This window comes from Mesorhizobium sp. CNPSo 4689, assembly GCF_057784325.1.
Genome location: NZ_JBWLUZ010000020.1, coordinates 38,864 through 60,365, shown reverse-complemented (window position 1 = coordinate 60,365; position 21,502 = coordinate 38,864). Strand labels below are relative to the sequence as shown.

23 protein-coding genes and 1 tRNA gene are annotated in these 21,502 nt (G+C 62.6%); 15 read left to right on the top strand and 9 right to left on the bottom strand.

The annotated features are described in order from the left end of the window. Nucleotides 1-38 precede the first annotated feature (38 nt). Nucleotides 39-1,568, top strand: coding sequence for a peptidoglycan DD-metalloendopeptidase family protein (locus AC04SI_RS22375; RefSeq protein ID WP_488474917.1), 1,530 nt, complete (start codon nucleotides 39-41; stop codon nucleotides 1,566-1,568). 144 nt (nucleotides 1,569-1,712) lie between these two features. Here AC04SI_RS22375 and AC04SI_RS22370 read toward each other — a convergent pair whose 3' ends face one another. After that, nucleotides 1,713-2,543 carry an isocitrate lyase/PEP mutase family protein gene (locus AC04SI_RS22370; RefSeq protein WP_488474916.1) on the bottom strand — a complete coding sequence of 277 codons (831 nt, stop codon included), beginning with the start codon at nucleotides 2,541-2,543 and terminating at the stop codon, nucleotides 1,713-1,715. Between the two features lie 131 nt (nucleotides 2,544-2,674). Continuing rightward, nucleotides 2,675-3,550: an ATP-binding protein gene (locus tag AC04SI_RS22365; protein ID WP_192177732.1), complete on the bottom strand. Its 876-nt coding sequence runs from the start codon at nucleotides 3,548-3,550 to the stop codon at nucleotides 2,675-2,677. A 275-nt stretch (nucleotides 3,551-3,825) separates the two neighbouring features. Here AC04SI_RS22365 and yajC point away from each other — a divergent pair, with 275 nt between their 5' ends. The 6 genes from yajC (at nucleotide 3,826) to AC04SI_RS22335 (ending at nucleotide 9,474) form a co-directional block, all read left to right on the top strand. Continuing rightward, complete coding sequence (yajC, locus tag AC04SI_RS22360; RefSeq protein ID WP_120017843.1) at nucleotides 3,826-4,161, top strand: preprotein translocase subunit YajC; 336 nt, start codon at nucleotides 3,826-3,828, stop codon at nucleotides 4,159-4,161. A 51-nt stretch (nucleotides 4,162-4,212) separates the two neighbouring features. Continuing rightward, the gene (gene secDF / locus AC04SI_RS22355; RefSeq protein ID WP_404280666.1) at nucleotides 4,213-6,765 is read left to right on the top strand and encodes a protein translocase subunit SecDF; all 2,553 of its coding nucleotides are present in this window, start codon (nucleotides 4,213-4,215) and stop codon (nucleotides 6,763-6,765) included. An 11-nt stretch (nucleotides 6,766-6,776) separates the two neighbouring features. Further along, nucleotides 6,777-7,166, top strand: a complete 390-nt coding sequence (locus tag AC04SI_RS22350; protein WP_006203476.1) for an Mth938-like domain-containing protein — start codon at nucleotides 6,777-6,779, stop codon at nucleotides 7,164-7,166. A gap of 26 nt (nucleotides 7,167-7,192) precedes the next feature. Next, entirely contained in the window at nucleotides 7,193-8,008 is an 816-nt protein-coding gene (locus AC04SI_RS22345) for a phytoene/squalene synthase family protein (RefSeq protein ID WP_488474930.1), read from the top strand. 81 nt (nucleotides 8,009-8,089) lie between these two features. Then, nucleotides 8,090-8,524: a hypothetical protein gene (locus AC04SI_RS22340; RefSeq protein WP_488474915.1), complete on the top strand. Its 435-nt coding sequence runs from the start codon at nucleotides 8,090-8,092 to the stop codon at nucleotides 8,522-8,524. After that, nucleotides 8,524-9,474, top strand: a complete 951-nt coding sequence (locus AC04SI_RS22335; protein ID WP_488474914.1) for a sterol desaturase family protein — start codon at nucleotides 8,524-8,526, stop codon at nucleotides 9,472-9,474. Before AC04SI_RS22340 ends, AC04SI_RS22335 begins: the two co-directional genes overlap by 1 nt. Here AC04SI_RS22335 and trmFO read toward each other — a convergent pair whose 3' ends face one another. Further along, entirely contained in the window at nucleotides 9,475-10,887 is a 1,413-nt protein-coding gene (trmFO, locus tag AC04SI_RS22330; protein WP_488474913.1) for a methylenetetrahydrofolate--tRNA-(uracil(54)-C(5))-methyltransferase (FADH(2)-oxidizing) TrmFO, read from the bottom strand. It lies immediately after the preceding gene. On the opposite strand from trmFO, the gene AC04SI_RS22325 reads away from it, so the two are divergent. After that, entirely contained in the window at nucleotides 10,886-11,578 is a 693-nt protein-coding gene (locus AC04SI_RS22325) for a hypothetical protein (RefSeq protein WP_488474929.1), read from the top strand. The genes trmFO and AC04SI_RS22325 overlap by 2 nt on opposite strands. A 354-nt stretch (nucleotides 11,579-11,932) precedes the next feature. On the opposite strand, the gene AC04SI_RS22320 is transcribed toward AC04SI_RS22325, so the two are convergent. Beyond that, nucleotides 11,933-12,073: a DUF1127 domain-containing protein gene (locus tag AC04SI_RS22320; RefSeq protein WP_258601318.1), complete on the bottom strand. Its 141-nt coding sequence runs from the start codon at nucleotides 12,071-12,073 to the stop codon at nucleotides 11,933-11,935. Nucleotides 12,074-12,122: 49 nt separating this feature from the next. Continuing rightward, nucleotides 12,123-12,263 carry a DUF1127 domain-containing protein gene (locus tag AC04SI_RS22315; RefSeq protein ID WP_006203483.1) on the bottom strand — a complete coding sequence of 47 codons (141 nt, stop codon included), beginning with the start codon at nucleotides 12,261-12,263 and terminating at the stop codon, nucleotides 12,123-12,125. A 235-nt stretch (nucleotides 12,264-12,498) separates the two neighbouring features. Between AC04SI_RS22315 and AC04SI_RS22310 the strand changes: the two genes are divergently transcribed. Then, nucleotides 12,499-13,617 carry a DUF2157 domain-containing protein gene (locus AC04SI_RS22310; protein ID WP_404280675.1) on the top strand — a complete coding sequence of 373 codons (1,119 nt, stop codon included), beginning with the start codon at nucleotides 12,499-12,501 and terminating at the stop codon, nucleotides 13,615-13,617. After that, on the top strand, nucleotides 13,614-14,198 hold the full coding sequence (locus tag AC04SI_RS22305; protein WP_488474912.1) for a GDYXXLXY domain-containing protein: 585 nt from the start codon (nucleotides 13,614-13,616) through the stop codon (nucleotides 14,196-14,198). The genes AC04SI_RS22310 and AC04SI_RS22305 overlap by 4 nt, the downstream gene beginning before the upstream one ends. 180 nt (nucleotides 14,199-14,378) lie before the next feature. On the opposite strand, the gene AC04SI_RS22300 is transcribed toward AC04SI_RS22305, so the two are convergent. Continuing rightward, nucleotides 14,379-14,463, bottom strand: a tRNA-Leu gene (locus tag AC04SI_RS22300). Nucleotides 14,464-14,795: 332 nt separating this feature from the next. Here AC04SI_RS22300 and tig point away from each other — a divergent pair. The 5 genes from tig to AC04SI_RS22275 all read left to right on the top strand — a co-directional run bounded on the left by tig (nucleotide 14,796) and on the right by AC04SI_RS22275 (nucleotide 19,642). Next, on the top strand, nucleotides 14,796-16,262 hold the full coding sequence (tig, locus tag AC04SI_RS22295) for a trigger factor (protein WP_404280679.1): 1,467 nt from the start codon (nucleotides 14,796-14,798) through the stop codon (nucleotides 16,260-16,262). A 173-nt stretch (nucleotides 16,263-16,435) separates the two neighbouring features. Continuing rightward, nucleotides 16,436-16,957 (top strand): hypothetical protein, encoded by a 522-nt coding sequence (locus AC04SI_RS22290; protein ID WP_404280681.1) that lies wholly within the window; start codon nucleotides 16,436-16,438, stop codon nucleotides 16,955-16,957. Between the two features lie 175 nt (nucleotides 16,958-17,132). Next, nucleotides 17,133-17,513 carry a c-type cytochrome gene (locus AC04SI_RS22285; protein WP_404280683.1) on the top strand — a complete coding sequence of 127 codons (381 nt, stop codon included), beginning with the start codon at nucleotides 17,133-17,135 and terminating at the stop codon, nucleotides 17,511-17,513. A 22-nt stretch (nucleotides 17,514-17,535) separates the two neighbouring features. Continuing rightward, nucleotides 17,536-18,471, top strand: a complete 936-nt coding sequence (locus AC04SI_RS22280) for a heme o synthase (protein ID WP_404280685.1) — start codon at nucleotides 17,536-17,538, stop codon at nucleotides 18,469-18,471. 352 nt (nucleotides 18,472-18,823) lie between these two features. Next, entirely contained in the window at nucleotides 18,824-19,642 is an 819-nt protein-coding gene (locus AC04SI_RS22275; protein ID WP_404280687.1) for a DUF2189 domain-containing protein, read from the top strand. A 59-nt stretch (nucleotides 19,643-19,701) separates the two neighbouring features. On the opposite strand, the gene AC04SI_RS22270 is transcribed toward AC04SI_RS22275, so the two are convergent. The 3 genes from AC04SI_RS22270 to AC04SI_RS22260 all read right to left on the bottom strand — a co-directional run bounded on the left by AC04SI_RS22270 (nucleotide 19,702) and on the right by AC04SI_RS22260 (nucleotide 21,493). Then, nucleotides 19,702-20,175: an aminoacyl-tRNA deacylase gene (locus AC04SI_RS22270; protein ID WP_404280690.1), complete on the bottom strand. Its 474-nt coding sequence runs from the start codon at nucleotides 20,173-20,175 to the stop codon at nucleotides 19,702-19,704. A 181-nt stretch (nucleotides 20,176-20,356) separates the two neighbouring features. Then, the gene (locus AC04SI_RS22265; RefSeq protein ID WP_404280691.1) at nucleotides 20,357-20,761 is read right to left on the bottom strand and encodes a cytochrome C oxidase subunit IV family protein; all 405 of its coding nucleotides are present in this window, start codon (nucleotides 20,759-20,761) and stop codon (nucleotides 20,357-20,359) included. 9 nt (nucleotides 20,762-20,770) lie between these two features. Then, on the bottom strand, nucleotides 20,771-21,493 hold the full coding sequence (locus tag AC04SI_RS22260; RefSeq protein WP_404280693.1) for a heme-copper oxidase subunit III family protein: 723 nt from the start codon (nucleotides 21,491-21,493) through the stop codon (nucleotides 20,771-20,773). Between the last annotated feature and the right edge of the window lie 9 nt (nucleotides 21,494-21,502).

Genomic DNA, 21,502 nt, shown 5'->3' with positions numbered 1-21,502 from the left:
CATGCCTAGTTTGTACCGGGTCTGTGCGGGTTAGTGCGATGCAATTCAGTGTTTTGAAGGCAAACGGACGCAATCTGGCGCGTGGCTGCGCCGTCCTCATGATTGCAGGCGCCGCCGCGGGATGCAGTTCCCAGGTGGCGCGATTCAACGGTGTCGACGACGTCTTCACCTCCTCGACCAACAACCAGCGCGCCATCATCGACAAACAGGACGCCGCCCAGCCTTATCCGGGCGATGTCGCGGCATCTCCCGCACCGGTCGATGGTAGCCACACCCAGTCGGTCAGCCGCTCCAGCCTGGAACCGGTCTCGGTGCAGCAGTTGCCGCCGGTCTCGCAGCCCGCCCCGGCACTGTCGCCCGCCGCAAAGCCGGTGCGCACCGCCTCGGCCCCGGTGCTGGCGCCTCCCGCCACGCATGTCGACAGGACGACCACCGGCACTGTCGCCCCGGCGGCAAAGCCGTTCAAGGACGCGCAGCCCGATGCGCCGAAAATGGCGACGGCGGGCGGTACGCCGCATGCAACCGAGATCGTGGTCAGGGACGGCGAGACGATTTCCGGCCTGGCGCAGCGCTATAAGGTGCCGGCCGATGCGATCATGAAGGTCAACGGGCTGAGCGCGACCAAGGGATTGAAGACGGGCCAGAAGCTGGTCATCCCGGCCTATGCCTATTCAAGCAAAGCGACGCAGTCGAAAGTTGCCGACACCAAGCCGGCGAACAGCCCCAAGCCGCCGGCTACCGCGCCGGAGAAGCTCGCCGTGCTGCCGCAGCAGCCGAAACTCAAGGACGGCAAGTCCGCCGCGCAGGTCGACGCATCGGCCGCCGCGAGTGACCCGAAGAACGCCAAGCCTGCAACGCAGGTGGCCGCGGCCAAGCCGGCAGGCGCCGGCGGCATCTACACGGTCCAGCAAGGCGACTCGCTGTCTGCCATTGCCAGGAAGACCGGCGTCAGCGTGACCGCGCTCAAGCAGGCGAACGGCATGCAGGACGGCCTGCTCAAGATCGGCCAGACGCTGAAGGTTCCGGCCGGCGGGACAGTGACAGTCGCCGCCGCCAAGCCGGTCAAGGTCGACCCGGTGACGACCGCGACCACGCAGCCGGCGGCCAAGCCGACCGAAACGCTGGCGTCCTACACGCCGCCGAAGAAGGATGCCAAGGTCATCCAGCAGGCCGAGGATGACGACGCGGTGGCGCCGAATGCAACGGGCATCGGCAAGATGCGCTGGCCGGTGCGCGGCCGCGTGATCTCCAGCTTCGGTTCCGGCAAGGACGGCGTCGACATCGCGGTTCCCGAGGGCACGCCAGTCAAGGCGGCCGAGAACGGCGTCGTCATCTATGCCGGCGACGGGCTTAAGGAATTCGGCAACACTGTCCTGGTGCGCCACGAAAACGGGCTGGTCACCGTCTACGGCCATGCCAGCTCGATCGAGGTGCAGCGCGGCCAGAAGGTTAAGCGCGGCCAGGAGATCGCGCTGTCCGGCATGAGCGGCACCACCGACTCGCCGAAGCTGCACTTCGAAGTGCGCAAGAACTCGGCCCCGGTCGATCCGTCGGGCTATCTGGAATAGAACAATAAACGATTGCGGGCCGTCTGACCTCCAGTCCGGCTTGCCGGCTCAGCCCGCTCCGCAAGGGGCGGGCTTTTTCAGTGGCAGACGGCATCGGAGCCGCATTGGGCAAAACGCAGTTTCGCGACAGATCCTCGGCGACTCTCAAGCCTTCGTCGATCCGGTGAAGAAGCCCTCCAGTTCGGCGAAGCCCATGGCTTGTTCGGAAAACCGGAAGGTGCCTGCCGATCTCATCTCGCGCGCGGCGCGGACGAAGCTGCCGAAGGCGAGCCTCGCCAGCGCTGAGCCGACACTGATGCGCTTGACTCCGGCGTCCGCCAGTTCGGCCACGCCAAACGTCGCGCCCGGCATGCCCATCACGACATTGACCGGTTTCGTCACGGCGCCGCAGACGGTGCGGATCATGCCGAGGTCATGCGGGCCGGGCGCATAGAGCACATCGGCTCCCGCCTTCTCGAAAGCCTGCAATCTCAAAACGGTGTCATCCAGATCGGGGCGCCCCCACAGGAAGTTCTCGCAGCGCGCCGTCAGGACGAAATCATCCGACAGTGCGCGACGCGCCTGCGCCGCAGCCTCGATCCGCTCGACGGCGAGCTCAAAGCCGTAGATCGGATCCTCGCGTCTGCCAGTATGATCTTCGAGGGAACATCCGGCCAGGCCAATGCTGGCAGCGGCCTGGATCGTCTCGACGGCACTTTGCGGACTGTCGCCGAAGCCTTTTTCGAGATCGGCCGAGACAGGTAGCGGTGTCGCCGCCACGATGGCCCGGCAATGGCTTAGAGTGTCCTCTCGCGACACCTGCCCCTCGGCGACGCCAAGGGAGAACGCCATGCCGGCGCTGGTGGTGGCGAGGGCACGAAAACCCATGGCTGCCAGAATCCGTGCCGTGCCGATATCCCAGGGATTGGGAATGACGAACGCGCCCGGTTCCTCATGAAGCCTGCGAAACACTGCGCCCTTGCTTTCCAATTGCATCCCCTTCAGCCTTCGAGTCGCCGGAGCCTGATGGAAAATGGCACAAGACCTGGAACAAATAAAGAACATTGGTGCAGCCTCAGGCGCTTGTGACAGCCTGGCCGCCTGCCTTCGGTTTCGGATAACCGTCACTAGTCCTTGAGCGGCTTGCCGAGCCGGCCGGCCAGGTCCTGGGTGAATTGCCAGGCGACGCGGCCCGAGCGGCTGCCGCGCGTGGTTGCCCATTCCAGCGCTTCGGCGCGCAGCGTGTCGGGATCGATTGTCAGCCCATGATGGCGGACATAGCCGTCGATCATGTCGAGATATTCGTCCTGCGAGCATTTGTGGAAGCCGAGCCAGAGGCCGAAACGATCGGAGAGCGAGACCTTTTCCTCGACCGCTTCGGACGGGTTGATGGCGGTGGAACGCTCATTGTCGATCATGTCGCGCGGCAACAGATGCCGCCGATTTGACGTCGCATAGAAGATGACATTGGCCGGGCGGCCCTCGACGCCGCCTTCGAGCGCCGCCTTCAGCGACTTGTAGGACGTGTCGTCATGATCGAACGACAAGTCGTCGCAAAACAGGATGACGCGGAAAGGCGCCGCCTTCAGCAGGCCCATCAGCTTGGGCAGCGTGTCGATGTCTTCGCGGTGGATCTCGATGAGCTTCAGCGGCAGGTCGGACTTGGCTTTGGCGTTGATCTCGGCATGCACCGCCTTGACCAGCGAGGACTTGCCCATTCCGCGCGCGCCCCACAGCAGCACGTTGTTGGCGGCAAAGCCGGCGGCGAAGCGCTCGGTGTTGTCGACAAGGATGTCGCGCACGCGGTCGACGCCACGGATCAGGCCGATGTCGACGCGATTGACCTTGCGCACCGGCTCCAGATAGCCGGGATCGGCCTGCCAGACGAAGCAATCTGCGGCGGCAATATCCGTCTGCGGCACCGGCGGCGGGGCGAGGCGGGCGACCGCCTCGATCAGGCGGTCGAGCTTCCGGTTCAGGGCGTCAATGGTGCTGTCGGTCATGTCTGGTCTTTTTGTTCTGGCTTCAGGGAGCATGCAGAGCACAAAATCCACTCTTTCGCGGCGGGATAAGAACCGGTTCCAACCTTCTGTCGGAGCATGATCTTTTCCAGAAGTCGCGTCCGGCTTTCGGCGACCATGCTCTAACACGGGGCCAACGGCCGGAAAAGCGGCGGATTTGCCCGCTAGCGCAGTTGCATTGGGAACTTTACCGACTATATTCCGGCCAAATTTCGCGGGGCCGCCTTGTGGCGGTTTTCATCATCCAGGAGTTCTTGATGTTCGTTACACCGGCATACGCCCAGGGCGTCGGCGCCTCGCCAGACATGTTCATCAGCATTTTGCCGTTTGTCCTGATTTTCGTGATCATGTATTTTCTAATCATCCGGCCGCAGCGCACGCAGCTGAAGAAGCGCCAGGAAATGCTCGCGGCGGTGCGCCGCGGCGATACGGTCGTGACCGGCGGCGGTTTCGTCGGCAAGGTGACCAAGGTGATCGACGATAACGAGCTCGAGATCGACCTCGGCGGCACCAAGGTGACCGCATTGCGTTCGACGATCGCCGACGTGCGCGTCAAGGGCGAGCCGGTGGCGAACCAGAACGCCAAGAAATAATCCAATTCCAGGCGGAACGCTGCCGCTTGTACGCCTGAACGGACGACAGACATGCTCTATTTCTCGCGCCTGAAGATGATCCTGATCTGGCTGGCCGTGGCCGCCACCGTGGTCCTCGCCGCGCCCAATCTGTTCCCTGCCAGCACATTGGCCAAGCTGCCCGACTGGGTGCCGAAGCGGCAGATGACGCTCGGCCTCGATCTGCAGGGTGGCTCGCACATCCTGCTCAGGATGGATCCGAACGATCTGATCAAGGACAGGCTGCAGACGACACGTGACGAGATCAGGACGCTGCTGCGCGACGCCAAGGTCGGCTATACCGGCCTGTCCGGATCGGGCCGCACCGTGCAGGTCCGCATCTCCGATCCCGCTCAGATCGATGCCGCCAAGACGGCGCTGAAGCCATTGACCACTCCGGTGGCGGCGGGTCTGTTCACCGGCGGCTCCGTCCAGGAGATGACGCTGGATGACTCCGAGCCCGGCCTGCTCAAATTCTCGGTCACCGACGCCGGCATCAAATACCGCACGTCGACGGCGCTGACGCAGTCGATCGAGGTCGTCGAGCGCCGCGTCAACGAACTCGGCACGACGGAGCCGATCGTCCAGCGGCAAGGCGACGACCGCATCCTGGTCCAGGTGCCGGGCCTGCAGGATCCGCAGCGGCTGAAGGAAATCCTCGGCCAGACCGCCAAGCTGACCTTCCAGTTGGTCGACCAGTCGATGCCGGTGCAGGATGCGCTCAACGGCCGTCCGCCGGCTGGCTCCACGGTCCTCTATTCGCAGGACGATCCGCCGGTTCCCTATCTGATCGAGAACCGCGTCATCGTCTCAGGTGAGAACCTGGCCGATGCGCAAGCGACGTTCAACTCCCAGACCAACGAGCCGGTGGTTTCGTTCACCTTCGATTCCAAGGGCGCGTCGCGCTTCGGCCAGGCGACATCCCAGAATGTCGGCAAGCCGTTTGCCATTGTCCTCGACAATCAGGTGATCTCGGCGCCAGTGATCCGTGAGCCGATCCTGGGCGGTTCCGGACAGATTTCCGGCAATTTCACGGCCCAAAGCGCCAACGATCTGGCAGTGCTGCTGCGCGCCGGCGCGCTGCCGGCGACACTGACCGTAATCGAAGAGCGCACCGTCGGTCCGGGCCTCGGTCAGGATTCCATCCATGCCGGCAAGGTTGCCGGTATCATCGGTTCGATCCTGGTGGTGGCGTTCATGTTCGTCGCCTATGGCTTCCTCGGCTTCCTCGCCAACATCGCGCTGGCCGTGCATGTGGCGATGATCATCGCGCTGTTGTCGTTGCTAGGCGCCACACTGACCTTGCCTGGCATCGCCGGCATCGTGCTGACCATCGGCATGGCAGTCGATTCCAACGTTCTCATCTATGAGCGCATTCGCGAGGAGCGACGAAGCGGCCGCTCGGTGATCCAGGCGATCGACACCGGTTTCACCAAGGCTCTGGCGACCATCGTCGATTCGAACGTCACGGCGCTGATCGCGACTGTGGTGCTGTTCTGGATCGGCACCGGACCGGTGAAAGGGTTTGCCATCACCTTCGCCATCGGCATTCTGACCACTGTCTTCACCGCCTTCACCTTCACCCGGCTGCTGGTGTCGATCTGGCTTCGCCGCGCCCGCCCGAAGGAATTGCCGCGGGCACCGGTGACCTTCGTTCCGCCCGGCACGAAAATACCGTTCATGGGCATCCGCCGCTGGACGTTCGCGCTGTCGACGGTGCTGTCGATCCTGTCTGTCGTGCTGTTCATGACCGTCGACATCAATTACGGCATCGACTTCAAGGGCGGCTCGCTGATCGAGGTGCAGGCCAAGAATGGCAACGCCGATCTTGCCGATATCCGGGGCAGGCTGACGGAGCTGAACATCGGCGAGGTGCAGGTGCAGCAGTTCGGCGAGCCGACCGACGTGCTTATACGCGTCGGCACGCAGGACGGCGGCGAGAACGCCGAACAGACGGTTATCGACAAGGTGCGTGGCGAACTGCAGGACCAGTATGATTTCCGCCGCGTCGAAGTGGTGGGGCCGACTGTCTCCGGCGAACTCGCCAAGCAGGGCACCATCGCGATGCTTGTCGCGCTGTTCGGCATCCTGATCTATGTCTGGTTCCGCTTCGAATGGCAGTTCGCGGTCGGCGCCATCATTGCCACCGTGCACGATATCGTCATGACACTTGGCTTCTTCGTCATCACCGGTCTCGAGTTTAACCAGTCGTCGCTGGCGGCGATCCTGACCATCATCGGCTATTCGTTGAACGATACGATCGTCGTTTATGACCGTGTCCGCGAGGATCTGCGAAAATACAAGAAGATGCCGTTGCCGCATTTGTTGAACAACGCCATCAACGAGACGCTGTCGAGAACGACGCTGACAGCGGTGACGACGATCCTGGCGCTTCTGGCGCTGGTGCTGTTCGGCGGCGAGGTGATCCGGTCGTTCACGCTGGCGATGCTGTTCGGCGTGGTCTTCGGCACCTATTCGTCGATCTTCATCGCCGCGCCGCTGCTGATCCTGTTCAAGTTGCGGCCGCAGGCCGCGACCGCCGACGAGGAGAAGCCGGTGAACGGCGGCAAAGCCGTGGCGACCTGACGGCCACGCCAGTGGCCAAGGGGATCGTAATCCGCGAGGCGCATTTCCCTGGCCGGGCGCCGATCGAGGCCTATGGCAATGGCGGCTTCCGCTTCGCCGATATGTCGCATCGTGGCTCGCTGCTGTGCCTGCCGTCCGGCATCCATGGCTGGGAGCCGGCCGATCCGCTGGCGCTGACGGCGGCTGATTTCGACAAGCTCCTGGCCGAGGCCGGCAAGGTCGAGATCCTGCTGGTCGGCACCGGCAAGGATCTGAGGCCACTGCCGGCAGCCCTGCGCGCGGCGCTGAAGGAGGCCGGTATTTCGGCGGACCCGATGTCGACGGGGGCTGCCGTGCGGACCTACAATGTGCTTTTGGCCGAGGAGCGCGCCGTAGCCGCAGCGCTCATCGCCGTCGACTGACCGTGTCCGATACCGCCAAAATCGTCATGGACGCGGTGCGCGCCGCCGACCATGACCGCTATGTCAGTGCGCTCTACGCGCCGGCGGACAGGCGCGACGCGCTGTTTTCGCTCTATGCCTTCAATGCCGAGATCGCTGGTGTCCGCGACCGCATCCACGAGCCGCTTCCCGGCGAAGTGCGGCTGCAATGGTGGCGCGACGTCATCGCCGCTGAGGGCGAAGTCACCGGCAACCCGCTCGCCGATGCGCTGAAGGCGACGATTTCCGCCCACCGCTTGCCGAAATCCGCCTTCGACAACATGCTCGAAGCGCGCATTTTCGATCTCTACGACGATCCGATGCCGTCGCGTACCGACCTCGAAGGCTATTGCGGCGAGACGGCAGCGGCGCTGATTCAGTTCGCGGCGATGGTGCTCTATCCGGTTGAGGCGCCGCGTTTTGCAGAACTCGCGGGCCGGGCCGGCTGTGCGCAGGCAATGACCGGTCTTTTGCTGCTGTTGCCATTGCATCGCAAGCGTGGGCAGTGCTTCGTGCCGATGGATGTGCTTGCGGCGGCGGGCTCCTCGCCGGAAGAGTTCGTCAAAGGCGACGGCGGTCCCGGCGCGCAACGCGCCGTGGCAGCGATGATCGCGCTGGCGCGCGAGCATCTTGCGGCTTTCGAACAGGGCGCTCAGGCCTTGCCGGCGTCGCTGCGCCCGGCCTTCCTGCCGCTTGCCCTGACACGCACCTATCTCGACAGGATGGAAAGGCACTCACCGCTCGATGGCGTGGTGCGGCTGCCAGCCTTGCGCCGGCACTGGCTGCTGCTGCGCCGTGCCTCGAAAGGCTGGCCGCCCCTTTGACGTAAACGTCAATCATGGTAGGACTCCCGCCGGGTCGAAACCGAGTGCGAAAACATCCGCCGGCCTGGAGGAGATCGCTTCATGAGCCTGCCTGTGCTGGTCGCACTTGTCGTCTTCGGCATTGCGCTGTCGGTCGCGGCCGTGCATTTCACGGGCGGCACAAAGACAGCGACGCTCGCCGGTGCCGATCAGGCATTGAGCCGTTTCGCGGAGGACTTTCCCGATGAAGTGGCGACGTTGGTTCGGCTGACGGCGGACGCCAGGACGGGGTTTCTCGATCTTGGGAATGGGCGCACCGGCATCGTCCACAGCATCGGCGACTGCTTTTTGACCCGCATCGTCACAGCCAGCGACATTGTTGCCCTGGATGTCGACGACAGCGGCGCCATCCTGCTCAAGCTCGCAGACTTCACCTGGGAGGGCGGCCGCTTTGCCTTCGCCGACAGAACTGATGCCAAGAGCGTCGCAGCGGCGCTTGGGCTGGACAATCCGGGGCTGGCCAGGGAGGCCGCGTGATGGACGACTACAATTTCCCGCAGGTCACCCAGCTTGCCATTCCGTTCTTCGTCGGCGCGATCCTGATCGAATTGTGGCTGGTGCGCACCGGCCGCGCCAAGGGATCGTTCGAGACGCACGATACGTTGACCAGTTTGATGATGGGGACAGGCAATGTCGTTGCCGGGCTGCTGCTCGGCGTCGTCTCCTATTGGGCGCTGCTGTGGCTCTGGCAATTCCGGTTCTTCAATCTGGGCTTGTCGGCCTGGGTCTTTTTGGCGGCCTTCCTGCTCGATGATCTGCGCTACTATGTCTACCACCGCATCGCGCACCGGGTGCGCTGGGTGTGGGCCGAACACGTCAACCACCATTCCAGCCAGCACTACAATCTGTCGACCGCACTCAGGCAGAGCTGGACCGGCCTGTTTACCTTCATGTTCGTGCTGCAGGCGCCGCTGGTGCTGCTCGGCTTCCATCCGGCGGTCATCGCCTTCACCTTCGGCTTCAACCTCGTCTGGCAGTTCTGGATCCACACCGAGGCGATCGGCAAGATGTGGGGCTGGTTCGAGTTTATCTTCAACACGCCCTCGCATCACCGCGTCCATCACGCCACCAATCCGCGCTATCTCGACGCTAACTTTGCCGGCACGCTGATCGTCTGGGATCGCATGTTCGGCACCTTCGTCGAGGAACTGGAAGAGGACCGGCCGCGCTACGGCATCGTCAAGAACATCGGCACCTTCAATCCGCTGAAAGTGGCTTTTCACGAGTGGATCGGCATGTTCGCGGATGCCTTCGCGCCGGGGCTGACACGGCGCCAGCGTCTCAATTATCTGATCAAGCCACCGGGCTGGAGCCATGACGGTTCGCGCGAGACGTCGGAGAGTTTGAAGGCCGCCTATGTCAGGCGAAACCCTGGTGAGGCGGGCAAGCCGGGCCTGCCGGCAGCGGGTGTCGAACCGGCTGAGTAGCTACTCCGCCGCTTCGGCCGCCCGCGCAGGCAAGCCCAGCCATTCCCTGCAGTCTGCCACTGCGCGCGACGTCACGGCGCGCCGCTTGGCGACGGTCTTGTCCTTGCCGCGCAGGCGTTTGCCCTCGGCTTTCGGCGCTTCCACCGGCGGAAACAGCCCGAAATTGACGTTCATCGGCTGGAAGGAGCGTTTTCCGGGCTCATCGTCGGAAACGATATGGCCGCCGGTGATGTGGTTGAGCAGCGCGCCGAATGCAGTGGTCAGCGGCGGCAGCGATGGCTGATGGCCGAGCCTTTCGGCGGCAGCGAAGCGTCCTGCCAGCAGACCGATCGCGGCGCTCTCGACGTAGCCTTCGCAGCCGGTGATCTGGCCGGCGAAGCGCAGGCCGGGCCGCGACTTCAGTTGCAGCGATTGATCGAGCAGGGTCGGCGAATTGATGTAGGTGTTGCGGTGCAGGCCGCCCAACCGGGCGAAGTCGGCGTTTTCCAGGCCGGGAATGGTGCGAAACACGCGCACCTGCTCGGCATGCTTCAGCTTGGTCTGGAAACCGACCATGTTGTAGAGCGTGCCCAGCGCATTGTCCTGCCGCAACTGCACCACGGCATGGGCTTTTACCGTCGGATTGTGGGCATTGGTCAGCCCCATCGGCTTCATCGGTCCGTAGCGCAGGGTCTCGACGCCGCGCTCGGCCATCACCTCGATCGGCAGGCAGCCGTCGAAATAGGGCGTGCCTTCCCATTGTTTGAATTCGGTTTTCTGGCCCTCGACCAGCGCCTGCACGAAGGCCAGATACTGCTCCTTGTCCAGGGGACAGTTGATGTAGTCCTTGCCGGTGCCGCCGGGGCCGACCTTGTCGTAGCGCGACTGGAACCAGCAGATGTCCATGTCGATCGTGTCGAAATGCACGATCGGCGCGATAGCGTCGAAGAAGGCCAGCGCGTCGGCGCCGGTCGCCTCGGCAATCGACTGGGCAAGCCCAGGTGCGGTCAACGGGCCGGTGGCGATGATCGCCTGGTCCCAGTCCGCCGGCGGCAGGCCCGGCACTTCCTCGCGCTGGATGGTTATCAGCGGATGCGCCTCGAGCTTCCTGGTCACGGCCTCGGAAAATCCGTCGCGATCGACGGCGAGCGCGCCACCCGCGGGCACCTGGTTGGCGTCGCCGGCGCTCATGATCAGCGAGCCGGCCAACCGCATTTCGGCATGCAGCAGACCGACGGCGTTGTTTTCGGCATCGTCGGAGCGGAAGGAATTGGAGCAGACAAGCTCGGCCAGCCCGTCGGTCTTGTGCGCATCGGTGCCGCGAACCGGGCGCATTTCATGCAGCACGACCGGCACGCCGGCTTGCGCCGCTTGCCACGCCGCTTCGGAACCGGCGAGGCCGCCGCCGATGATGTGAATGGGATTTTTGCTCATGAGCGCCGGAATAATCGCTTGTAGCTGCGATTGCAATTACACGCTGTTGCCGCTTGGCGCCGCAATTGTCTACGATCGGGGAATGGACGGGAGTCTCGGGTTCTTTGCCAGAGCGACATTTATGGCAGTCGCGATCGCCATGGGCGGATCAACGGCCGCCGGCGAACTGGCCGCGACGGCTTCCAAGCGGATCCCGATATGCCACGGCTACAGTTGCAACTATCGCACGATACTCGCGCTTGGCCCCGCTGACGGCGCGCGTTTCCGCGCTATCCTGCGTGCGGGTGCAGGCTCGGCCCAAGCCGAGCGTTCCGCAATTTCGAAGGCTGTGCGCTATTTCGAGCAGCGCATTTTGCGGGCCACCGGCGTTCGCGATCTGCCGCAGTCGCAATTCGGTGCATCGCGCATCAGGGGCCAGATGGATTGTGTCGACGAATCGACCAATACGCATGCGCTGCTGGTCTATCTTGCCGAGCGAAGATTGCTCAGGTTTCACAAGGTAGAGGGCAATGCCTCGCGAGGCCTGTTTGTCGACGGGCGCTATCCCCATTGGACGGCGGTGATCAGCGACCGCGGCGGCACCGAATGGGTGGTGGATTCCTGGTATGCGGCGATGGGCGGCGCGCCGGACATTTTTCCGCTGAGCCGGTGGAAGGAGCAGGGCGTGCTGCAAAGTGGTGCGCTGGACTGACGACAGGGACGTCCCGCCAAAACGGCTTTCGGAGTACCTGAAAAACAACAACACCCGCCGGGGGAGGAGGTCCGGCGGGTGTCGTTTTGGTGGTCGATCCTCGGGAGGAGGTGAAGATCGACCGTATTCGTCATCGCCGGGGAGGAGGTCGGCTTTGACGAAATTCTTTTCGCCTGAAGACGAAATCTCTTTCGCTTCGTGAAAGGGGGGCGAAACCCTTTTAGGGAAACAACGCCCGCCGCGGGAGGAGGTGCGGCGGGCGCCGTTTTGGTGGTCAACCCTCGGGAGGAGGTGAAGGCTGACCGTATCCGTCAGGGTCGGGGAGGAGGTCGACCCTGGCGAAATTCCTTAACTTCAGAGCGCCTTGCGGGCGACGTGCTTGATCTCGTCGCGGATGATGCCGAGATCATGGAGCTGGCGGTTCGAAAGGCGACCCAGCTCGTTAACGGTGTCGCGGTAAACGCGCCAGTTACGATAGTTACGGATCAGGTTCATTGTCGTTCTCTTTTCAAACTGGTTCGGACCATTTGCGGCCCGAAGAGGATTAGACCGCCTTGCGGGCGACGTAGTGGATGTCGCTGCGGCCGATGCCGAGGTCGTTCAGTTCACGGTTCGACAGGCGGCTCAGCTCGGACACGGTGTTCCGGTAGCGGCGCCAGTTGCGATAGTTGCGGATCAGGTTCATGGTAGTCTCGTTTCGTCTTTCTTTCGGATCATTCCGTCTTTCTGTATGCCGTTAAGATAGGTGGGGTCATATCGATTTAAAAGCGCTATCGCTGCATGGCAGCAATGCAAATTGTGCAATGCACCATTAACGCGCGTTCACCTCTTGAACACAAACAAACCCGAATCGGAAAATGCCGTAGCGTCAACGGCTTGGCCGGCTCGGCTGAAAAAAAGACCAAGCTGGGGGAAAAGACATGGCGAGCTATGCGTCGCGGGCCAAATCGGACATTGCGAGATGGCTCGAGGCTGGGCTGATCGACGGGCTGACGGCCGATGCGCTGAGGCGCGACGTCGAAGCCAATGAACGGAAGTCGCTGAGCTTCGGTTCGATCCTGGCGATGATGGCGGCCATGTTGTTTGGCGCCGCCATCCTGATCTTCGTCGCCGCCAACTGGGAGGCCATTCCGCGGCTGGCGCGGGTCGCCGCACTCTTCGCCATCATCCTTGCCGGATATGTCGGTGGTGCGCTGCTGAAGACCCGCGACCACGCGGCGATCGGTGAGGCATTCTGGATCATCGCGGCGGCGGCGTTCGGCGGGTCGATCGCGCTGATCGGCCAGATGTACCATCTGACCGGCGACGAGGCGTCGGCGCTGATCACCTGGGGTGCCGGCACGGCGCTGGCGGCGGTGGCATTGCGCTCGAACCCGCTGACCGTCGCTTCCGTCGGCATCGCCGATGCCTGGCTGTTCGTCAAAGGATTCGACTATTTCAAGCGTACGGAATTTCCGCATTTCTTCGTCGTCATGGCCATCGTGCTGTTCGCCATTTCGTTCTGGACCCGCAGTCAGGCGGCGCGGCACCTGATCATCCTGTCGGTCCTCTGCTATCTCGTGCTGTTCGTGATTGACTATGACACGCTGCAGGTCGCCATCCCGTTGGCGATCGTCTCGGCGCTGCTCTTTGCAGTGGCGGTCTTTGCCGCCGAGCCCGTCGACCGGATTGTCCAACTCGGCGGCCGGTTGCCCTTGCACGCCTTGATCGGCTTCCTCACAGGACTGGCGATGCTCCAGATGGAGCTCGCCGGCGATGCCAGCTACAACAGCGGCTTCGCCATTGCCTCGGCGGTTGCACTGGCGGGTATCGTCGCGGCGATCATGCTGGGCGGCCGCGAGAGCCGAGGCCTGCGCTGGGTTGCCTATGCCGGCTTCGCCTTCGAACTCGCCATCATCTATGTGGTGATGCTGCAGTCGATGCTCGACACCGCAGGCTTCTTCCTGGCCGCTGCCGTGCTTCTCGGCATCCTGGCGCTTGTCATCATCCGCATCGAGAAACGCATGAAGGCGCCGCGCGCCGAAGGAATGGCAGCGTGATGACCGGGAAAAGACTAATCATCTCGGCGCTGGTGCTGGCGCTCGTCCAGATCGGCTTTTTGAGCTGGATCATCGCCGGTAGGGCAGCGATCCTGCGCGACGGCAAGGAAGTGCTCTTGAAGGTCGAGCCGATCGATCCGCGCGACCTCTTGCGCGGCGACTATATTCGCCTTGGCTACGAGATATCGCGTATTCCGGTGAAAATGATCGCCGACATCCCCGCCGACAAACTCTCGAGCGACGACACCTCGATCGTGGTCAGGCTGAAAAAGGGCGCCGACGGCTATTGGCAGCCGACAGCGGCCTGGTTTGGCCAGGCGCCGACGGCTGCCGCCTCCGATGAAGCCGATATTGTCGGACATGTTGGCGAGGGTTGGAGTTTGCGCGAAGAGGGAGGCTCGATCGCGCCGGACTACGGCATAGAGCGCTTCTATCTGCCGGAAGGCGAGGGCATAGCAATCCAGAACGACATGCGGGTGCGGCCTTTCGCCGTCCGGGTCGCAATCGCTGCCAACGGCACTCCGCAGATCAAGGCGCTGATGGACGGCGACAAGACGTTGTTCGAGGAACCGCTTTATTAGACACGGCCAGTCGCGCCGCATGCTCGTCGCTCTTCGCCAGTCTCCGTGACCGTTCGTCTGGAACTCGAGTGAAGTATGACAATTGAACTGACGGCGCCGGCACGACATCAATGTCGACACTGTTTTGCGCGTCGCCTAGTCGTAGGGGGGTTTTCATTTGGCGAGCCAATGCTCTGTTTTTGGTGCGGATGAAGGGACTCGAACCCCCACGCCTTTCGGCACTGGAACCTAAATCCAGGGCGTCTACCAATTCCGCCACATCCGCGTCGCCCGGCAATCCCATGTAGCCATCATTCTGTCAATGTCAGAGCCAAAATGTCGGTCAAACACGGAAACGCGAAGAGAGTTGAAAATTAGCCTCGCCTGTGACAAAAGGCGTGTCGAATGTGACGGGATGCGACGATCCGCTTCTGCAGAATGTGATAAGAAGTAGGAAAAACAAAGACTTATTCACATTTTGGAGCGCAGTTTGGGAGGATTTGACCACGGTCAAATCGCCAGGTTCCGTACCAAAAGCCATTTCCGGCAGGATTATACCGGCAGGCTGTGAACGGCAGAGGCCGTGGCAGTCTCATTGGTGAAAACAAAGGTTTTACGATGCAGGTCACCGAAACGCTCAACTCCGGTCTCAAGCGCGAGATCAAGATCACCGTGCCGGCCGGTGACATGGAAGCCAAGTTGATGGCGCGGCTGTCGGACGCCCGCAACAAGGTTCGCATCAACGGCTTCCGTCCCGGCAAGGTGCCGGTGCAGCACCTGCGCAAGGTCTACGGCAAGTCGTTCATGGCCGAGGTGGTCAACGAGATCCTCAATGATTCGACCCGTTCGATCATCACCGGGCGCGGCGAAAAGGCCGCCATGCAGCCCGAAGTGATCATGACCGAGGACGAGAAAGAGGCCGAGAAGATCCTGGCCGGCGGTGCCGACTTCGAGTTCCGCCTCAACTACGAGATCATCCCGGCGATCGAGATCAAGGATTTCTCCGACATCAAGGTGACGCGCCAGGTGTTCGACGTTCCGGACACCGAGATCGACGAGCAGGTCAAGCGCATCGCCGAATCGGCACGCAGCTACGAGCCGAAAACCGGCAAGGCCGCCGAGGGCGACCGCGTCAGCATTGACTATGTCGGCAAGATCGGCGGCGAGGCCTTCGCTGGCGGCGCCGGCAACGACCAGCCGCTGGTGCTCGGCTCCAAGGAATTCATCCCGGGCTTCGAGGACCAGCTGATCGGCGCCAAGGCCGGCGACGCGAAGCTCGTCACCGTGACCTTCCCCGAGAATTACCAGGCGGCGCATCTGGCCGGCAAGGAAGCCACCTTCGACGTCACCGTCAAGGAAGTGGCCCAGCCCGGCGCGCTGGAGATCAATGACGAGACGGCCAAGAACCTCGGCCTGGAATCGCTGGAGCGCCTGCGCGAAGTGGTGCGCGGCCAGATCGAGAACCAGTTCGGTTCGATGACGCGCCAGAAGGTCAAGCGCCAGTTGCTCGATCAGCTAGATGCTTCCTATTCGTTCGAGGCGCCCTCGAAGCTGGTCGAGGCCGAGTTCAACAACATCTGGAGCCAGGTCAATCGCGATCTCGAAGCCGCCGGCCGCACCTTCGCCGACGAAGAGACGACGGAAGAAGAGGCGCGCGCCGAGTATATGCGGCTTGCCGAGCGCCGGGTGCGCCTCGGCCTGGTCCTGGCCGAGATCGGCGAGAAGGCCGGCGTCACGGTTTCGGACGAGGAATTGCAGCGCGGCCTGTTCGAGCAGGTGCGCCGCTATCCGGCGAACCAGCAGCAGGAAGCCTTCGAATTCTACCGCAGCAACCCCGAGGCGCTGAACACGCTGCGTGCGCCGATGTTCGAGGAGAAGGTCGTCGACCATCTGCTCGGCCAGATCTCGGTGACCGACGTCAAGGTCAGCAAGGAAGAGCTGATGGCCGACGACGAGGAGGCCGAGACGGCCAAGGCCAAGCCGGCGAAGAAGGCCGCTGCAAAGAAGGCTGAGCCGGCCGCCGACGCGGAAGAGCCCAAGAAGAAGGCCGCGCCGAAGAAAAAGGCGGCCAAGGACGCCGAGTAGTTCGGCACGCCGATCAAATCGCGAAAGGCCGCCTTCGGGCGGCCTTTTTCGTTGTTGCGCCCTGTGGCCACGGCGCAACAGGGGCGCCCTCGAATGGTGGCATCCGGCTGGCGATAGGAAACCTTGATCATTATCTGCGCTTCTGTTGCAAACCGTGGGTGTTGGAGGCATCGTTGAGGCTGTTCGTCGAAATCGGCGGCGTGGTGGCTGCGGCGCTCGTTCTTCTTGCTTCGCTGTGCGACACGGCCGAGGCCGGCCTCGACAACTGGCGTTTCGACACCGGCGGCGACGGCGTGGCGACCGCCTCGCTCCATGCCAGCAACAAGCTCATCACCGGCGGCGGCGCGCTCAGCTACAGCCCGGTCCTGACCATTGCCTGTCGAGCCAGCGGTGAACCGCGCTGGAGCGAATGGCTGCAGCTCAACGATGCCGTCTCGGCCAGCCGCAAGATCACCATGTCGATCACGCTCGACGATGGCGGCAAATTCGATGAAAGCTGGTCCGTCGGCACGCGCGGCAGGATGCTGGTCAGGGACGGCGCCGACGGTGTGAAGCGGCTGGTGTCGGCAAACCGGCTCCTGCTTTCCTGGCGGTTCGGCCTGCTGGCGGGGAGGGGCGAGGCCGACTTCGACCTTGCCGGGCTTGGCGAGGCGGTCGACCAGATTGCCGGGATATGCAACACCGATCCGCCTTGACCGTGTATCCCCAACCATTGATTGAGTTCTCTACCTGCTGGGAAGATTCCGTGGTATGTAGGTGCCGCAATTCCACAGGGGGGACGCGGATACTCCGCTCCGCCGAACTAGGTGCATGCCGGCGAAAGAACTGGCACGCGCAGATCGTCGGAGGACGATCAGGGAGGAAATGCTAATGCGCGCAGTCGGGTTTCTAGTCGTGGTTTTCGTCGCAACCTTCTTCGCAAGCCAGTCGCAGGCACAGGACGTCGCGGCGGGCGAGAAAGTCTTCACGAAATGCAAGGCCTGCCACGTCGCGGACGAGGACAAGAACAAGATTGGTCCGTCGTTGCACGGCGTGATTGGCCGCACTGCCGGCACGCATCCGGACTTCAAATACTCCGAAGCCATGGTCGCGGCCGGCACATCCGGCGTCAAATGGGACGAACCGACGCTGGCGGCCTACCTTCACGATCCCAAGGCTCTGGTCAAAGGCACCAAGATGGCGTTCCCCGGCCTCAAGAAGGACGAGGAGGTCGCCAACGTCATCGCCTATCTGAAGCAATTCTCCCCGTAACCCCGATCTTTCACCGGCAGACATGTCGACCCGGGAAAGCCACATCGAGGATACCGGCATCCACCTCTCGGAAGCGACGGCCGGGGATTTCTTCGCGCTTTTGAAACCACGCGTCATGGCGCTTGCCGTTTTCACCGCTTTCGTCGGCCTGATGGTGGCGCCGGTCATGATGAACCCGGTCATCGCGGTGATCGCAATAAGCGCCATCGCGGTTGGAGCCGGCGCCGCCGGGGCGCTCAACATGTGGTACGACGCGGATATCGATGCGTTGATGTCGCGCACCGCAAAGCGGCCGGTGCCGTCCGGCCGTGTTAGGCCAGGCGAAGCGCTTGGCTTCGGCCTGGTGCTTTCGGCGCTGTCGGTCATAACGCTCGGCGTGCTGGTGGGATGGCTTGCCGCGTCGCTGCTGGCCTTCACCATCTTCTTCTATGTCGTGATCTATACGATGTGGCTGAAACGCTCGACGCCGCAGAACATCGTCATAGGCGGCGCCGCGGGCGCACTTCCTCCTGTCATCGGCTGGGCGGCGGCCACCGGCGCCGTCGGCATCGAAAGCCTGATCCTGTTCCTGATCATCTTCCTCTGGACGCCGCCGCATTTCTGGGCGCTCGCGCTGTTCAAAGTCGGCGACTACGCCGCCGCGGGCATACCCATGATGCCGAACGTTGCCGGCGAAGCGTCGACGCGAAAGCAGATCTTCGTCTATTCGCTCGTTCTGGCGCCGATCGGCGTGCTGCCGTGGCCCTTCGGTTTCGCCAGCCTTTATTTCGGGATCGCTTCGGCCGCATTGGGCGCCGGCTTCATCTGGCAGGCGTGGAAGGTTCTGGCGGCTCCCGGCCAGGAGATGAGGCCCGCCAAGACGCTATTTGCCTATTCGATCCTCTATCTCTTTGCGATCTTCGCGATGCTGCTTGCCGACACGATCGCGACGCGCGCGCTTGTTTCAGCCGGCGGTTGACGGCACGAGCGGTAGTGCCGGTCGGGCACTTGCTGCATGAAGATCGTGCATTCGGCTCACGTCACATCGGCAGAGCGCAGAATCCCAGCAGCAACAGAATCACTATGCCGAGGCCCAGTATGAGAACAGTCCTTGTGTCCATGACATGACCTTCACCGTTCACCGGCATAGAATATCGAAGAAGAGCCTCCAGAGCTAGCGTGGCCGTCCCAGCCATCTTCAACAAAGGGCGACAAATCCCCTGTAGGAGAGTATGTTGTTTGCGGTGCAGGTTGCGGTTCGCGTGGCCAGTCACGCTGAACGATGCACCGTGAAACCGCGACCTTACCGGACCTGGTCTGGAGGAACGGGCATGACAAGTTTTCACGTGATAGCAGGCGCCAGCGAAACGCTGGAACATACCAAGATTCGAAAAATCGGTGTTTCCGACCTTTTTGATGCGCTCAGGCGTGGCGTCGATGATTTCATGATCAAACCGTCGCACATCGTTTTTCTCTGCCTGATCTATCCGCTGGTGGGCGTCGTGCTCGCCGCCTGGACATCGGGCGCCAATGCGTTGCCGCTGCTGTTTCCGCTGGTGTCCGGCTTTGCGCTCATCGGCCCGTTCGCGGCGATCGGCCTCTATGAGATCAGCCGCAGGCGGGAAGCCGGGCTCGATACTTCGTGGAGACACGCCTTCGAGGTCAGGAATTCTCCGGCGCTGCCGGCCATCGCGGCGGTCGGGATCATGCTGTTTTCGATCTTCATCGCCTGGCTTTTGACCGCGCAGCTGTTCTACCAACAGCTGTTCGGCCCGGCGCCGCCTGAATCGATATCCAGCTTCATCAACGAAATATTCGCCACCGGACGCGGCTGGACGCTGATCATCCTGGGGCACGCCATCGGCTTCGCGTTTGCCGTGGTCGTGTTGTGCACAACGGTGGTTGCTTTCCCGCTGCTGCTCGACCGTGACGTCGGCGCCTACGAAGCCATCCACACCTCGGTTCGCGTGGTGCTGGCCAACCCGATCGTCATGGCTGTGTGGGGGCTGATTGTCGCCGTCGCGCTGATCATCGGCTCGCTGCCGGTGTTTGCGGGGCTGGCCGTCGTGCTGCCGGTCCTTGGCCATGCCACCTGGCATGTCTATCGCAAGGTGGTGGATTCGTCGCCGCCTGCCAGACCTGCCGATTGAGGACGTCCCGCCAGCCAGCACCGGCGAGAAGGCCGGTGCTGGCTGGCGGGCGATAGCTTTCAGTAAGCCGGATGGCTGAAGCGGGCTTGGCGTGCGTCCACGGTCAGGTCGCGGAAATCCTTGCCGCTGACATGCACCAGCGTCCTGTGGTCGCCGCCCTCGAAATAGACATCGTCGGCGGCACCAAGGCTCTCATCGACGATGACGGGCACATCGTAGGCCGCGCCGATCGGCGGAACGGCGCCGATGTCGCAATCGGCGAAAAGCGAAACCACCTCGTCTTCGGAGGCGAGACCAAGACGCCTGTCCATGACGTCCTGCAACGCGCCGAGTTCGATCCTGTGGGTGCTTGGAACCACGGCCAGCGCATAGCCAAGTTCGTGGTGAACGACCACCGATTTGGCCATGATGCTGCCCGGCACATGCGCAGCTATGGCGGACTGCCTGGTTGTGGATGTGCGGTGATGCGCGACGGTGTCGTAGGAAATTCCCTTGCCGTCGATATAGTCCTTCAGTCTGTTGGCGATCGTCATCTTGGGCCTCCCTTGCCGGAGTTCGCGATGCGCGCGGGGAACGAGAGCAGTCATTCTCCCGATATCGCTTCCGATACCTGGAAAATGGACCAGCCGCCGGTTGTTTCAAGGTAACCGGACGGCAAGCAGCATCCGCGCACAACTGAAGTCGCGGCTGCTGGATCTCACCGAGCTCTAGATTTCAGGGTCCGGCTCCGAAAAACGTCACCCGGGTGAGAAGCGTGTAGTCGGCTTCGAGGACCATCATGGCCACGAACACCAGCACCAGTATCGGCGGCAGGATGATCGCATAGGCCAGCGCCAGCCGTTCCCAGGCCATATGCATGAAGACGGCGACGATCAGCCCTGCCTTGAGCATCATGAAGATCAGGATCAGCGACCATCTGAGATAGCCGTGAAGGCCAAAATAATCGACCATGTAGGAGCAGGCGCTGAGGACGAACAGCCACGCCCAGACCACCAGATAGAGCTTGATCGGGTGTTCCTGATGGACCTCGGCAGGGGCAACGCCGGCAGCGGCTGCGCCATGCGCATGCCCCGCGTTCAGGTGGTGTTGTCCGAGGCCGTTTGCGGTTGCTTCAGCCATATTTTCCTCTCACCAAAGATAGAAGAAAGCGAAAATGAACACCCAGACCAGGTCGACGAAGTGCCAGTAGAGTCCCATGATCTCGACGCTCTCGTAGTGACCCTTGCGGCTGGTGAAGAAGCCGGGCCGTCCTATGTCATAGTCGCCGCGCCAGACCTTGCGCGCCACGATGATCAGGAAGATCACCCCGATCGTCACATGCGTGCCGTGGAAGCCGGTGATCATAAAAAAGGTCGAGCCGAACTGCGCTGCGCCCCACGGATTGCCCCAGGGCCGGACCCCTTCGGTGATCAGCTTGGTCCATTCGAAGGCTTGCATGCCGACAAAGGTCGCGCCCAACAGCGCGGTCAGAAGCATCAGGATTGCGGTTTTGCGACGGTCGCGGCGATAGCCGAAATTGACCGCCATGGCCATCGTCCCGCTGCTCGAGATCAGCACGAAGGTCATGATGGCGATCAGGATCAGCGGAACATTCGAGCCGCCTATGTGCAGCGCAAAGACCTCGCTCGGATTGGGCCACGGCACACGCGTCGACATGCGCGCGGTCATGTAGGAGAGCAGGAAGCAGCCGAAGATGAAGGTGTCGCTGAGCAGGAAGATCCACATCATGGCCTTGCCCCAGGACACATTCTTGAACGCCCGCTGATCCGAGGACCAGTCGGCGGCAATGCCTTGCCAGCCCGCAGGCCGGGGCTCCGTTTGGCCGATATGCGTCAGTGTCGTTTCTGCCATCTGCTTGAT